Source organism: Prosthecobacter sp. (assembly GCF_044373815.1).
GTDB lineage: Bacteria > Verrucomicrobiota > Verrucomicrobiia > Verrucomicrobiales > Verrucomicrobiaceae > Prosthecobacter.
This window is the reverse complement of record NZ_JBIPNG010000122.1, coordinates 1-14,738: the sequence shown is the minus strand read 5'-3', so window position 1 is coordinate 14,738 and position 14,738 is coordinate 1. Positions and strand designations below refer to the sequence as shown.

The 14,738-nt window shown below is 61.4% G+C and carries 8 protein-coding genes and 1 pseudogene; 2 read left to right on the top strand and 7 right to left on the bottom strand.

All coding sequences use genetic code 11. From position 1 onward, the window contains the following. Positions 1–40: 40 nt before the first annotated feature. From ACIREA_RS12195 to ACIREA_RS12175, 5 genes are read right to left on the bottom strand one after another with little or no spacing between them, the layout of a single operon-like run. The gene (locus tag ACIREA_RS12195; RefSeq protein WP_397382548.1) at positions 41–859 is read right to left on the bottom strand and encodes an NYN domain-containing protein; all 819 of its coding nucleotides are present in this window, start codon (positions 857–859) and stop codon (positions 41–43) included. Between the two features lie 49 nt (positions 860–908). Further along, positions 909–1,958 carry a Wadjet anti-phage system protein JetD domain-containing protein gene (locus tag ACIREA_RS12190; protein WP_397382547.1) on the bottom strand — a complete coding sequence of 350 codons (1,050 nt, stop codon included), beginning with the start codon at positions 1,956–1,958 and terminating at the stop codon, positions 909–911. Next, positions 1,955–5,293, bottom strand: coding sequence for an SbcC/MukB-like Walker B domain-containing protein (locus ACIREA_RS12185; protein WP_397382546.1), 3,339 nt, complete (start codon positions 5,291–5,293; stop codon positions 1,955–1,957). Before ACIREA_RS12185 ends, ACIREA_RS12190 begins: the two co-directional genes overlap by 4 nt. Continuing rightward, the gene (locus ACIREA_RS12180) at positions 5,290–5,943 is read right to left on the bottom strand and encodes a DUF4194 domain-containing protein (RefSeq protein ID WP_397382545.1); all 654 of its coding nucleotides are present in this window, start codon (positions 5,941–5,943) and stop codon (positions 5,290–5,292) included. Before ACIREA_RS12180 ends, ACIREA_RS12185 begins: the two co-directional genes overlap by 4 nt. A 35-nt stretch (positions 5,944–5,978) precedes the next feature. Next, positions 5,979–7,472, bottom strand: coding sequence for a Wadjet anti-phage system protein JetA family protein (locus tag ACIREA_RS12175; protein ID WP_397382544.1), 1,494 nt, complete (start codon positions 7,470–7,472; stop codon positions 5,979–5,981). 148 nt (positions 7,473–7,620) lie between these two features. Between ACIREA_RS12175 and ACIREA_RS12170 the strand changes: the two genes are divergently transcribed. Both ACIREA_RS12170 and ACIREA_RS12165 read left to right on the top strand, forming a co-directional pair. After that, a complete protein-coding gene (locus tag ACIREA_RS12170) occupies positions 7,621–12,720 on the top strand; it encodes a DUF1549 domain-containing protein (protein WP_397382543.1) in 5,100 nt (1,699 codons plus the stop codon). 143 nt (positions 12,721–12,863) lie between these two features. Beyond that, positions 12,864–13,535 (top strand): esterase/lipase family protein, encoded by a 672-nt coding sequence (locus ACIREA_RS12165; RefSeq protein WP_397382542.1) that lies wholly within the window; start codon positions 12,864–12,866, stop codon positions 13,533–13,535. Here the strand turns inward: ACIREA_RS12165 and ACIREA_RS12160 are convergent. Both ACIREA_RS12160 and ACIREA_RS12155 read right to left on the bottom strand, forming a co-directional pair. Then, positions 13,525–13,785, bottom strand: a pseudogene (locus tag ACIREA_RS12160) (endonuclease domain-containing protein); the annotation flags it as partial. The gene ACIREA_RS12165 and the pseudogene ACIREA_RS12160 sit on opposite strands and share 11 nt — an antisense overlap. Positions 13,786–14,013: 228 nt before the next feature. Further along, positions 14,014–14,738: IS630 family transposase (locus ACIREA_RS12155; RefSeq protein ID WP_397382541.1), on the bottom strand; the 725-nt coding region annotated here is incomplete at its 5' end.

The window sequence follows — 14,738 nt, the reverse complement described above, 5'->3', positions numbered from 1 at the left end:
GCGCAGTGACGCTGATCGACAGACAGGAGTGTCTGTCGTACTATTCTTCGGAGGCTGAGACTTTGATGCGGTAGCCGTTTTCGTTTTTCTCGAGCTTCATCAGGCCGCGATCTGCGGCTGCTTCCAGGAGTGCGCTGAAGGTGCTGAAGCCGTAGAAGCGTTCGTCGAACTGCGGCTGGCGGCGGCGGATGGCCTGTTTGACCGGGCCGGCCCAGACGGTGTCGCTGCCGCTGCGGCCGAGCATGGCTTCGACGGTCTCTACGACGAGCTGGATCGCCTTTTCGGGATCGCCGCCGGGTTTGCGTTCCTGAGTAGCGGATGGCTTGACGGTGGAGGGTGCGGGCTTGGCGCGTGCGATGCGCTTCTTGGTCTTTTCTTCTTCGCGCACGAGGTCGTCGTAGAAGATGAACTCGTCGCAGTTGTCGATGAAGAGGCCGCTGGTGGACTGCTTCACGCCGACGCCGATGACGGTTTTGTTGTTTTCGCGCAGCTTGCTCACGAGAGGTGAGAAATCGGAGTCGCCGCTGACGATGGCGAAGGTATCCACGTGCGGCTTGGTGTAGCAGAGGTCGAGGGCATCCACGACCATGCGGATGTCCGCCGAGTTTTTGCCGGACTGGCGTACGTGGGGGATTTCGATCAGTTCAAATGACGCCTGATGGATGCCGGCTTTGAAGCTTTTGTAGTGGTCCCAGTCGCAGTAGGCTTTCTTCACGACGATGCTGCCCTTGAGCAGGAGGCGGTCGAGCACCTTGTTCATGTCGAACTTGTCATACTGGGCGTCCTTCACGCCGATGGCCAGGTTTTCGAAGTCGCAAAAAACAGCGATGGTGTGCGTGCGGTCGGTTGGGGAGGCCATGATGTAAGATCGTCCGCCCGCAGAAGCTCCGGGTCAACTGGCGTTCCAGTCACGTGTTCTCATAAAATGGCCACTCCGGAAAGGAGGGGCGCCCGAGGGATTCCTGCTCGAAGTCGCCTTTCGTGCCGGAGTTTTGCATGGCTTGCAAAACTGGGTGGCAGTCCGCCATGCTGGGGTCGGCGAGAAGGCGGGCGATGATCTGGAGGTCGCGCTGGGTCAGGGGCGTTGCTTGGGCGGATGGTCGCCATGACATGTGAATGGGCAGCACGGGGTGAGGAGCGAGTTCACGCAGTTTGCGCATGATGTCCCAGCCGCTGGGATCGGTGTCGCCGAAATGGTAGTGGGGCAAAGAGGGTGGCAGCTTTTGCAGCAGGAGTTTTACCGCCTGCGTGGGGAAGGAGGTGGTGACGATCAAGGTGCTGCGTTGCGTATCTGCATGTGCGAGCTGGAGGAAGGTGGTTTTGCGGTTCTCGACAGTGAGCAGACGCTGAGCGGTGGTGGTGATCTGCGTGGTTTGTTCGAGCTCTGCGACGGACAGCGTGGATTCGTAGCGGAGGTCGAGTGGCTTTGAGTGGTCTGCGAAATGCAGCACCAGCGGGCCGCAGTAGTGCAGGGTGCTGTTGCTCGTTTGAATGCCGACAGCTTCCAGCGGTGTCTCGCGGCCGAAGAGTGTTTCCAAGGCGCGTTCGAGGAAGCTTTGCTGGGATTCGAGATGTTTGGATTCGTAGCGCTGGCATAGTTCGCTCCATGATTCTGGCATGAGCGGGTGTGTTTTCGCTGACCAAGCGCGCACTGCATTGAGCGCCTGCTCCTGAGATGCTGCGCCAGACTGGGTGCCGAACTGTTCGTGCAGCCAGGCTTCTGACTCCAATGGCACGACGATCTTGTCGATGAAGCGTGGGTTTCGTTTGCGGGGGATCAGTTGAAATTTGGCAAGCTGTTGTGCCTCTCGCAGAGCGGTCTGCTGATCTTCCGCTGAACGGATGCCCGCATCTTCAAGCAGCTGTTCCCAGTCGCGACGAAATGGTTGTGCCGATGCTGTCACGCGCCGCTTTCGGGCGGTCATCCAGTCTTGGTGCAACTGGGCGAGCCATTTCATTCCATCAGTTCAGCAAGACGTGAACCTTCGACGCGAACGACCCAGTTTTCGATGTTTTGGATTTGCTCGGTGTCCGGGTCGTAGGTGCGTTCGACGCGGCATTGAACGACGGTGTCGGCGTGCTGAAACATGGTGGGCAGGCGGTCTTCGGGGAAGGCCATGATGAGCTGGAGGCCGAAGTTGCGGGCCATGGCGAGGCAGTCGTCAATGCGGTCGCCACTGAGCTTGCTGAAGGCTTCGTCCATGACGACGAGGCCGAGGTTTTGCGGATCGTCGCGGCGGCCGAGATCGTACACGCGGCGGAAGGCGGCGAGGGTGGCGACAAAGAAGGGGGCCTGGTTTTCGCCACCGCTTTGTTTCTTGGCGCTCTTGTTCAAGCTGATGGCTGCGGCATCGCCACGACCGGCGGGCTTGGCCTCGATGTCCCAGTGATGGTAGTAGCGGTAGTCGAGCGCACGCTGGTGGCGCTTGTCTTCCGGATTGTCGGCGGCGTCGATGGCGGCCATGAGTTCGTTCTTGGCGCGCTCGATGTCTTCGCGACCGGCGGCGTTGAAGAGTTCCATTTCGGAGCCGCTGGGGAGTCCTTTTTCGACGAGGGTCCAGATGGCGGTGTGAGCCTTGTCGGCACGGCTGGTCAGTTGGTAGCGCCAGCCACCGATCTCGTGATCCATGGCGCGGTTGAGTTCGCGCTTGGTGCGGTCGGCTTCGCTGAGTTTTTCGCGGAGCACATCGAGAACTTGGTGCTGCAGGCGGTCCTCCCACTCGCGCTTGGCTTCGAGGGCGGCGGTCTTGTAGCGCTCCAGTTCGTGGGTTTCGAGATCTTCACGGCGCTTGTCGTAGGCTTCGTTGTCCTCGGCTTCAGCATCGAGGGCATCGCTGAGATCGGCGTGGGCCGCGACGAGTTCTTGGCGCTGCACATCGCGCAGGCGGCGGGCCTCCAATGCGTGTGTGTCGAGCTGGATGGCCAGTGCGGCGGCCATCTCGATGGACTTGCGCCAGGAGGTGGATTTCTGGCGTTCGGCATTGATGCGCGTGGTGATCTCATCGTCTGATGAGCCACGCACAAGAGTGCGCGAGGCCTGACGGGCGATGTGGGTCTGCTCCTCCTGGAAGATGTCTTCGCTGATGGATTCTTCGAGACGGGGCTTGGCGAGTTCGAAGGCAGTGATAGCGGATTTGAGGCTGCCGATGCGCTCGTGGATGCCTTCCAGCGAGGCGTTTTCCACGCGGAGGTTTTCCATGGCCTTCACGTTGTCGGGTGTGGCCAACAGATCCCAGGTGGCCTGGAGTTCGCCAAGTTCTTTGCGGAATTTGGGCAGCAGCGGCACTTCGTCCGCGCCGTCTGGTACGTTGAAGCGATCCAGACGCCACTCCATGCCACGATTGACGAAGGCGCGGAGATCATCGCGATCTTGGCGCACTTCTTCAATGACGGCATCCGTTTCGCGGAGTTCGTTTTCACGCACGTCACGGAGACGGCGCAGGCCTTCCTCGCCGAGGGTGAGTTCTTTTTCCGGCGTGAGGCGAACACGACGCGGCGGGTCTTTGAGCCAGCCGTCGAGTGACAGGGCACGCTCGTGTTTGTCGAGCTGCGCGGCTTTGTTCACAGCGACGATGCCGCCGAGCAAGTGATCGAGCACTTTGCCCGCGACCGGGTGCTGGGTCTCAAGCATCTCGCGCAGTGAGCCTTTCTCGACCTTGGCGGTGGTTTTGGCGGCTTCCTCGGGATGGATGAGAAGTTCGTTCGGGCTGGGTGTCTGCTGGGCCTGATCCCAGGCGGCGCGGAAGTCTTCGGGAATGACGGCGCGGCGGTTCATGCCGAGGACGCTCTCCAGCAGCGGCCACCATTTTTCGGCCGTGGGTTTTACTTCGACGACGCGGCCCAGTGCGACGGCCTTCTGACCGCGGGAAAGCAAGGCATTGAGCAGAGGAGAAGGGGATGCCTGGCCTTCGCGGAGCTGAGTGAGGTCTTTGTGCAGAGCGGACTTGCGCATCTCGTGTTCGGCCAGACGAGCTTCGACGGGACGGAGCTGCTCCATGGCTTCGTCGCGCAGCTTGATGAAGGCATGAGAGGAATCGCGCGCGGCAGCGAGGGCTTTGCTCTCGTCTTTGCTCTGCATGCCAGTGATGGCGGCGGAGGCATCGGTGGTGTCCTGCAGGCCGAGACGGGCGGCGTGCAGCGTCCAGTCCTGCCAGTGGCGCAGATGGGAGCGGATCTGGTCGTGCAGGCTCGTGGCGGCAGCTTCGAGGCGCGTGATCTCTTTGGACACTTCGCGGCGGCGGCGGTCGTTTTCCTCCATGCGCACGGCTTTGTCGCCGAGGGCTGCACGTGCGGCCTCCACCGAGCGGCGCAGGCGGTCGCGCTCTTCAAGCGTCTGCTCGTGGGTTTTGCGATTGTCCTCGTAGTCCGCTTGTTTTTCGTCCAGCTCGGCACGGCTGCGTTGGAGGTTTTCCAGTGCTTCCTCGTGCTTCAAGGCATCACTGAGGTGCGTGTAGAGAGCGGATTCGCGTTTTGAATTGATCCAGTCCTGATGATGCGTGGAAATGCGTTTCAGGCGCTCGAGCTGATCGTGCATTTTTTCCAGCCGCTCCTGGGCACGGCGGTGGGCATCGACGCTGGCTTTCACGGCCTTCACATCCGGCATGCCGGGTTCGAGGAGGAATTCGCGCACGAATTTTTCGAAGTTGCTCTCCGGCTCAAAGGCCATCGCGCGCGGGAGGGTCTTGCCCATCTGCTCGGGATCGAAGCCGAGGTGGCTGCGCATGGCCATCTCATCGAGGTAGGCTTTCTGGCGATCCCAGACGTCGCCGTCGAGCTCGCGCTTCACGCGGGTGCGGAACTCGTCCTCCTGCAGGAATTGCATCGCCTGAGGTCCGGCTTCGCTGTTGAGGAAGTCCTGCCAGGCGAGGCGGCGACCGGCGCAGAACCAGATGGTCGAGGGCTTGGCGGTGGGGCTTTCGTATTCGATGCGTGCGCCCCAGGTCTCGCGACGTGGCTCTTCTTCGCCGGGTTGCGTGGGCCAGGTGAATTCGAGTGCGGCGAGGGTGACGCTGCTGGGGCGAAGGTAGCGCTCGTGGCCGTCGCGCCCGGTGGTGTTGGTGTCGCAGAGGCAGTAGCCACGCAGGCTGCGACCGCTGCCCGCACCTGCGGCGGCTTTGTTGAATTTGCTCTGCTGCTCGCCCAGCATGACGAACTGAATGAGATCCAGCAGGGCGCTTTTGCCGCTGCCGTTCGCACCGGTGATCAGGGAGAGGCCGGAGACGTCGATGATCTGACGGTAGCCGTACCAGTTGACGGCCAAGATGCGGCTCAGAGTGATGCGCGACTGGCTCATGCGGGCACCTCCTCAACGGCGCTGCCGTCTTTGGGCGGCTGAAAAGTTTCCACGCGTGCCTGCCATGCGGCGATGTCATCAAAGGGGATCACGCGCGAGAGGCTGGGCAGGATTTCGATCTGCATTTCCCCCGCCTGCGTCATGCCCTCGGGCTTGAGCGTGCGCACGAGACGATGCCGGCGCAGGCGCACAAGGCAGGACTCGATCTGGGATTTTTCCGGGGTGGCGACTTTGTCAAAATACACTTTCAGCGCGGCCCAGAGTTGATCCACGGTGACGATGACGGCCTCCTGGCTGCCGGTGCTGATTTCATCGTCATACAGGCGCCACAGTGCGAGGAGCACCAGAGTTTCGTCCTTGTCAAAACGACCGAGGAGCAGGCAGGACTCCGTGCGAGGCCTGGCCTGCAGCAGCGAATTTTCGTCATCAACGATCAGCTCCAGCGCGAGAGGCGCGAGGTAATCTTCCACATGGGTGCGGTAATGATCGCGTGCCAGCATGTAGAGTTCTCGTCCACTGCCTTCATCGCCAAGCAGCACGCCGCGGCCGAGCAACTCCGCCAGCACCTCGCGCAACGCGGCGCGGTCAGCATCCGGCACATCACTCCAGAAGAAGCGCGGCCAGAGGGGATCGGAGGTGGAGGCGGACATGGGGGCGCAGATGATGGAGGGGCTTGGATGCTTCCTCAACCTTCTCTTGTGATGCCAAACCTCTCAATGCGATGCCCGGCGTGGGTGTCGTGCTCAATGATGTGCGGTTCCAGGCCGTTGCGGCGGCGGAGGCCGTCCACGGTCCAGCGGATGCGTTTGCCGGCGAGGGCGGGGGCGTGTTCGTAGGCCACGACGGCGAGGAGATCGAGGAGGTCGTCGGTGGTTTCGAGGTGGATGTCTTCGGTGCTGGTGGTCCCTTTTTTATTGGGGATGAGCTTGGCGACGAGGCGTGCGGCGCGCTGGGGGGTGAGGGCGAGGCGCTGGCGCTCTTTCCAGGCGGCGAGGACGTCGTCTTCGCTTTGTTTGACGGCACCGCTTTGGCCGAAGGTGAGATCGACGGGGGCTTTGGTGCGGCGGGGTTTGTAGAGGGATTCGGTGCCGAAGAAGAAGCGGGTCTCGACGCAACGGGGGGCGAAGTCGGCGGGCTTGGCGCCGAGTTCGGAGAAGCGACCGCCGGCGTGGGCGGTGTTGATGGCGTCGCAGTAGGCTTTGATGATCTCCGGACGGCGGCCGCGCAGTTCGGTCTGGTAGCGGTAGCGCTGCTGGCTGAGGCGGTTGAAGGCGGCCATGCGCAGGTCGATGGCCTCGGCGCGGCGCTTCAGGCCGCCGAGATCGCGGTCGAGCCGGGTGAGGAGGGAGATGGCGAGGTCGTAGGACTCGGTGGAGTCGTAGCCGTAGTGCTCGCGCAGTCCTTCGGAGAGGCGTTCGCGCATGAGGGGATCGTCATGGCGCTCCGCAATGGTGCTGCGGGCTTGTTCGATGCGCATGAGCAGGCCGCCACGGCGCAGGGCATCGTAGCAGACCATGTGCTGGCCCTGGCCGAACTCCTCGTAGAGCAGGCTCAGCGTATCGGCGGCGGTGGCGCTCTGGCGCTGGCGCTGCTCGAAGCTGGTGACGATTTTTTCGACGGCGTGGAGCTGCTCGATGGCGCGTTCGAGGCGCTGGGAGAGATCGGTGACGGTGGAGCGGAGCTGATCTGGCTGCTTGAGCACGGGATCGAGCACGCCGCGCTCCTCCAGAGTCTGGCAGAGGCCACGCAAGGTGTCGGCGAAGGTTTTGAGTTCTGCCACGCGATCTTCGGCGAGGTCGCGCAGCATGCGCAGGAGGGGGCGCAGGCCGGGGGTGATGACGGCCCAGCGCTCGTGCAGGCCGAGGGTCTGATCTTCCAGCCAGCCGGCGGCGATGAGGCGATTGAAAAACTGGCCGGCGCGCTGCCGTGCATCGCGGAGTGCGGCACCTTCGTCCTCGGCCAGCAGGGATAGAGGATGCCGGGCGATGACTTCGCGGATGATCTCGTTGGTTTCGCGCTGAGAGAGGCGTCCTGCTTCACCGGCTTCCTCGAGCAGTCGGTCCGCGCAGTCCACGTACACCGGCGCGGAGGGCCGGGCGAGGGGGCGGAAAAAATCCGCCGACACGCTGCGGCTGAGTCGGGTGCTGAGAGATTCGGGGAGCATCAGGGTGTCCACCATGGGGAGACTTCGTGGAGAGGCAACAGCCCGTCATTCTCCGCTATGAGCATGGACGATCCCGCCCTAGGGTGGGAGGTGCGCAAGACGGCACATTGGACCGGCGTTGTGCTGGGCTGCCCTGATTTTGTCAAAAAACGCCCGCCAACCCATGAAGACACGTCTCCTCATTCCTGTACTCTTCCTCGCCGCCGCCGTGCATGCCGCACCGCCGAAGAAGGACGAGGGCATTGACCCGAACAAGCCAGTCTCCTTCTACAAGCACATCCGCCCGATCTTTCAGGCGCAGTGCAATGGCTGCCACCAGCCGGCGAAAAAGAAGGGCGACTACATCATGACGGAGTTCGTGGCGCTGCTCAAAGGGGGCGAGGAAGGCCATGCGGTGGTCGCTGGCAAACCGGCTGAATCCAATTTGCTGAAGCTGATCAAACCGGATGAAAAGGGCAAGGTGGAGATGCCGCAGAAGGCGGAACCGCTGCATGAAACGCAGATCGCCCTGATCGAACGCTGGATCGCGGAAGGTGCGAAGGATGACACCCCGGCGTCTGCCAAGGCGCAATACGACATGGCGCACCCTCCGGTGTATGTGAAGGCTCCGGCCATCACGTCGATCGAGTATTCACCGGATGGCAGCATGATCGCGGTGGCGGGTTACCATGAGGTGCTGGTGCACAAGGCGGACGGCAGCGGCATCGTCGCACGTCTCGTCGGTCTTGCGGAACGCATTCAGAAGCTGGCGTGGTCACCGGATGGCAAGAAGATCGCGCTTACCGGCGGCAGCCCGGCGCGAATGGGGGAAATTCAGATCTGGGACGTGGCGGCGAAAAAGCTGGAGCTTTCCAAGTCGCTGACCTTCGACACGCTGTATGGCGCGAGCTGGTCGCCGGATGGCAAATACCTTGCGTTCGGCTGTGGAGACAATGCAGTGCGTGCCATCGAGGTGGCCACCGGCAAGGAAACGCTTTTCATGGGCGGGCACAGCGACTGGGTGCTGGACACCGTGTGGGGAGTGGATGGCAAGCATGTCGTTTCCTGCGGTCGTGACATGAGTGTGAAGCTCACGGAGGTGGCGACGCAGCGCTTCGTTGATAACATCACCTCCATCACCCCCGGCGCGCTCAAGGGCGGTGTGCAGGTGCTGGCGCGGCATCCGCTGCGCAATGAAGTGCTCATTGGCGGGACCGATGGCGTGCCTGCGATCTACCGCATGGAGCGCATCACCAAGCGTGTGATTGGCGACAATGCGAATCTCATCCGCAAATTCCCCGCGATGCAGGGCCGCATTTTCGGCGTCGATTTCGCACCAGACGGCAAGCGCATCGCGGCAGGAACCTCGTTTGAAGGCACGGGCATGGTGAACATTTACGCCAGTGATTACAACAGCACGATGCCTGAGGCGGTGAAGAAGATCGTCGAAACGGTGAGCGGCAAGGGCCCGGAGCTGGATGCCTGGGTCACCAAAGATGTGAAGCAGCTCAGCAGCACGGCGATTCCCTGCGGCATCTTTAGCGTGACCTTCAGCCCGGATGGCAAATCGGTCGCAGTTGCGGGTCAGGATGGGCAGATTCGTCTCATTGACGCGGCCACAGGAGCCATCGCCAAGGAGTTTGTCTCGGTGCCGCTGGAGAAGGAAAAGATCCTCGCCGCTTCGGATGTGATCGTGGACGACAGCGTGCGTGTGGTGGTCGAGAAGGACCACAAGATCGAAACCCTGCACGCTGGGCCGACGGTTGCCTCCATCGACGTCGAACCGACCACGATCAAAATCGGCAAGCCCACCGAATACGCGCAGCTGCTGGTCACCGCCCGCATGAGCGACGGCACACGTGCGGATGTGACGCGCATGGCCAAGATCACTTCTGAAAACGCCGAAGTCGTGGATGTGAACACACGCGGCATGGTGCGTCCGGACAAGGATGGTGCCACCAACGTGAAGGTCTCATTCCTGGGCAAGACAGCGAACATTCCGGTGAACGTGAGCGGCATGAACGTGGCCCTCCACCCCGACTACGTGCGTGATGTGATGCCCATCATGTCGAAGCTCGGCTGCAATCAAGGCACCTGCCACGGAGCGAAGGAAGGCAAGGCGGGCTTCAAGCTTTCGCTGCGTGGTTATGATCCCGTTTACGATGTGCTCGCCTTTGCCGATGATCTCTCCAGCCGCCGTGCGAACGTCGCATCGCCGGAGCATTCGCTGATGCTTTTGAAGGCCAGCGGCAGCGTGCCGCATGAAGGGGGACAGCTCACCGTGCCGGGAGAGCTTTATTATGAGTCGCTCAAAGCCTGGATCGGCCAGGGTGCCAAGCTGGACCTGAAGACGCCGCGTGTGACCAGCATCGAGCTATCTCCGAAGAATCCTGTCATCGAGCGCATTGGTGGCCGCCAGCAGCTGCGTGTTATTGCGCGTTATGCGGATGGCTATGTCAAAGACGTCACGGCTGAGGCCTTCCTCGACAGCGGTAATGGTGATGTCATCGAAGCCGACAAGAAAGGTCTCATGACGAGTCTGCGCCGTGGTGAGGCGCCGATCCTCGCGCGCTTTGAAGGTTCTTACGCCGCCACCACGATCACTGTGATGGGCGACCGCACGGGCTTCGCCTGGAAGGAGCCTGAGAAGTGGAACAAGATCGACGAACTCGTGGCGCAGAAATGGCAGCGCATGAAGATCGAGCCGAGCGGCCTGTGCAATGACGAGGACTTCTTCCGCCGCATTCATCTTGATCTCACCGGCCTGCCCCCGAAGCCCGAAGAGGTCAATGCCTTCCTGGCTGACAAGCGTGACACCCGCACCAAGCGCAGCGAGGTGGTGGACAAGCTCATTGGCAATCCTGATTTCGTGGAGCATTGGGCCAACAAGTGGGCCGACATGCTGCAGGTGAATGCGAAATTCCTTGGTGCCGAAGGTGCCGGCGGGCTGCGCACCTGGATCAAGCAGCAGGTCGCCGACAACACGCCGTATGACCGCTTCGCGTATCGCATCATCACCGCCACGGGTTCGAACAAGGACAATCCGCCTGCCGCTTACTTCAAGACGGTGCGCACCGCCGAAGAGATCAGCGAAAACACCACGCACCTGTTCCTCGCCACACGCTTCAACTGCAACAAGTGCCACGACCATCCCTTCGAGCGCTGGACGATGGATCAGTATTATGAAACCGCGTCCTACTTTGCGCAGATTGATCTCAAGGGCGATCCTGCAGCCAAGGGCCAGACGATCGGCGGTAGTGCCGTCGAAGGCGCGAAGCCGTTGTTCGAAATCGTTGCCGACAAAAAAGACGGTGACGTGCTGCATCTGCGCACCAACAAGCCCGTCGCGCCCCAGGTGCCGTTTGAAACGGAACTCGTGAGCAAAACGGCGAGCACCCGCCGTGAGCAGTTTGCCACGTGGATGACCAGCCCGCAGAACGATTACTTTGCCATGAGCTATGCGAATCGCATCTGGGGCTATCTTACCGGAACAGGCGTCATCGAACCGCTGGATGACATCCGCGCCGGCAATCCGCCGAGCAATCCTGAACTGCTGCAATACCTGACGAACGAATTTGTGCAGAGCGGCTTCAACGTGCGGCACCTGATGAAGATCATCGCCAACAGCCGCACGTACAATCTTAGCCTTGGCACCAACAAGTGGAACGAGGACGACAAGACCAACTACAGCCACGCCAAGGCCCGCCGCCTGCCTGCTGAGGTGCTGTTTGACTCCGTCTTTGCCGTGACCGGCAGCATGCCGAACATCCCTGGCATGCCCAAGGGCACCCGCGCCGCCGCTCTGGCTGATGGACAGGTCAAGTTGCAGGATGGCTTCCTGGCCAACTTCGGCAAACCCGCCCGCGAATCCGTGTGCGAGTGCGAACGCAGCAACGAGGTCAACCTTGGTCCGGTCATGGCTCTCATGAGCGGTCCGACCGTGGGTGATGCCATCAGCGATCCGGGCAACGCCATTGCCAAACTGACGAGCGAGATCAAAGACGACCGCCAGCTCGTCGATGCGATCTTCCTGCGCATCCTCAACAGCCATGCGAGCGAGAAGGAAATCAACGCCGCCCTGGCCTCCATGCAGGAACTCGATCCTGAGAACAACCAGCTCGCCGCCGCACTGAAGGTCAAGGAGGCGGAACAACAGCCGATCATTGCCAAAGCCGAGCAGGAGCGTCTTGCCGCCATTGATGCCGCAAAGAAGGAACTCGAAGCTTACAAAGCCAAGATGGCTCCGGAGATCGCCAAAAAGGAAGCAGCACGCAAAGCCGCCACCATCGCCGCCGAAGCCAAGGTGAAGACCGTTCAGGAGACCGCTGCTGCGAATCAGCCTGCGTGGGAAAATTATCTCGATCTCACCACGGAATGGCAGCCGTTTGACAACATCAAGGTGCAGCGTGCCGCGGGTGTGGAGAAACTCGAAGTGCAGCCGGATGGCAGCCTCTTTGCCACGGCGCTGCCCGCCGGCCGCGAAGCTGCCGCCAACTACATGCTCATTGGTAAAACGACGCTCACCAACATCACTGCGATCAAGCTGGAGATGATCCCAGATGACCGCCTGCCCAGCAACGGCCCCGGTCTTGCCACCGATGGCAACTTTGTGCTCGGTGAATTCACCGTCCGCACGGACCCGATGGACGCCAAGCGCAGCAAGCGCGGTGGTGAAGAGCAGCTGCTGAAAAATCCGAAGGCTGACTTCGAGCAGACCAACTTTGTCGTGACCGATGCTCTCAAGAAAGGGAATCGTGACCGCGGCTGGGCTGTGAGCCCGCAGGGTGGATTCCGCCATGAGGCCACCTTTGAATTCGCCAAGCCTGTGGCAAATGACGGCGGTTCGCAGTTCACCATCGTGATGACCTCCAACTTCCAGAACGGCAAGTACAACCCGGGCCGTTTCCGCCTGTGGGTCACCACCAGCCCGACTGTCCGCTTTGGCACACCCGCCGCCGTCGCCGCTGCACTGAAGGCGCCCAAACGCACGCCTGAGCAGAATGCGCTGCTGACCCAGCACTTCCTCAACCAGTTCAAGGACTACCAGACGCAGAAAAAAGTGCTGGCCAATGCCCGCAGGCCGCTGCCCGTGGATGAGCAGCTCGTGGCGCTGGAAACCAAGCACACCGACACGCAGAAGCCGATCCAGCTTGATCCCAAGCTGGTGCAGCTGCGTCGTGACGCTGGTCTGAGCCAGACCCAGCTGGGCAACAAGCGGCTTACGGCTGCGCAGGATCTGGCGTGGGCTTTGATCAACTCACCGGCGTTCTTGTTTAATCATTGAAGCGGCTCTTGTTAGTAGCCCAGTTGCTTCGCAACTGGGAGGACTGACTTGCCCCTTCATGGGGCATGGCCAATCTTCGTTTCTTTTGCTGACATTTGGCGTGATTCAGGCAAATGGTGGAGTGAGATGCTCAACCATCTGCCATGAAAGACAAATCCTCGATTCTTTCCGCCCACACCGTCGTTCTCATCCATGGACTCGGACGTTCGCGGCGCAGCATGTGGCTGGTTGGGCTATGGTTGAAGTTTTGTGGGTATCGGGTGAAGAGCATTGGGTATCCGTCGCACCGCGTTTCGATTGCGGATGCGGTGGGGAAGCATCTGAACCCGGCGCTGGAACGGCTGGAAATTGAGGAGGGTTCGCGAGTTCATTTTGTGACGCATTCGCTCGGGGGCATTGTGTTTCGGGCGTGGGCGGCGCAGCGTGATCCGGCGTTTCCGCTAGGGCGTGCGGTGCTGCTGGCACCGCCGAATCAGGGCAGTCAGATCATTGATGAACTGGGGCAGTGGGGCTGGGTGCGCTGGCTGCTGGGGCCGGTGTCAGCAGAGCTCGGCACGGATGCGACGAGCACGCCGAACAAGCTGGGGCCGCTGCCGCCTGAGACGGGTGTCATCATGGGAAACAAGGACACGCTGCCGGTTTTTCGGCGTTTGCTGGGTGCGGAATCGGATGGGGTCGTCACGATTGCCAGTTCGCATGGGGAAGGCGAGGCGGACTTCACGCTGCTGCCGACGAATCATGCCACGATCATCCTGCAGCCTGCGGTTTTCCGTGCGGTGCACCGGTTTTTGAGGACAGGGAGCTTTAAGGAGTGAAGGTGGTGCGATTCCAAATCACATTCATGACGCTGTCGGTATGCCGCATCATTTCGTCATTCGTGAACCGCAGTGTCTCGATGCCTTGAGATCGTAAGAAGGACTCTCTTGCTATGTCGTGCTCCTTTCCTTCGGTGGTGTTGTGCTGTCCGCCATCCAGTTCGATGGCGAGCTTCAAATCCGCGCAGTAGAAATCAAGGACGTAAGGTTCGACCGGATGCTGGCGGCGGAACTTGCGTTTGTTCATGCGGCGGCCGCGTAGACAAGCTCACAGGAGGGCTTCGGGATCCGTGGCATCTTGGCGGAGCTTGCGGGCGAACTCGATGAGGGTGAGGCGTTCGCCCGTGATTTCACGGCGAATTTCTTCCAAGCGCGTGAGCATGGGGGAAATACGTCAAAAGGTGTGGGAGTGCGTCAAGGAGGCTTTTGGCCGACCCCTCACCCAGCCTCTCCCCGGAGGTATAGCAAATCGCAAAACTCATTTCCGGATCGAGCAGATGGAGGCGGTCTCTGAGGCCGATGACATGAAGTGGTTGAGAGCGTGGCAGAGACGGTCTTCGAGTTCCGCGCCGTTGCGTGCGATCCAGTCGGTGAAGAAGTCGGCCTTCAGGCGCAGCCACAGCCGCTCAATAGGGTTGAAGTCCGGGCTGTAAGGCGGCAGGAACAGTGCTTCGAAGTGGTACCAGTTGAGCGCTTTGACCTTGTGCCAGGACGCGTTGTCGAGCACCAGCACCCGGCGCAGCCCCGGTTTCGGTGGCACACTGCGCGCCAGTTCGTCAAGCCAGCACTGGAAGACAGCTCCATCGACGCCATCAAACATGAGGCTGAAGAACTCGCCGCTCTGCGGACAGACGGCCCCTACGCCGCTGCGGCGGATATGCTTGCCGAGATGAGGCACCTTGGGCTTGCTGCCCGGCTGCACCCACCGGCGTCTTGGCCGGGGATCGCCATCCACGCCGCACTCGTCACCGAACCAAAGCTCGACCTGTGGGTCTGCGGCGAGCGTGGCGATCTGCGTGCGGAAGCTCTGGCGCTGCGCCTCACGCTCGGGTTCATCCAGCAGGGGTAGCGGCCAGGGACGCGGCACGCGCAGGTGAAAGTCCAGGTCATGGAGATAGCGCACCACGGTGCTGTAGCTCAGCTCGGCCTGGAGCCGCCCGAGCAGCCAGCCGTGGACCTTCACGCCGGTCCAGTGCTCCATGG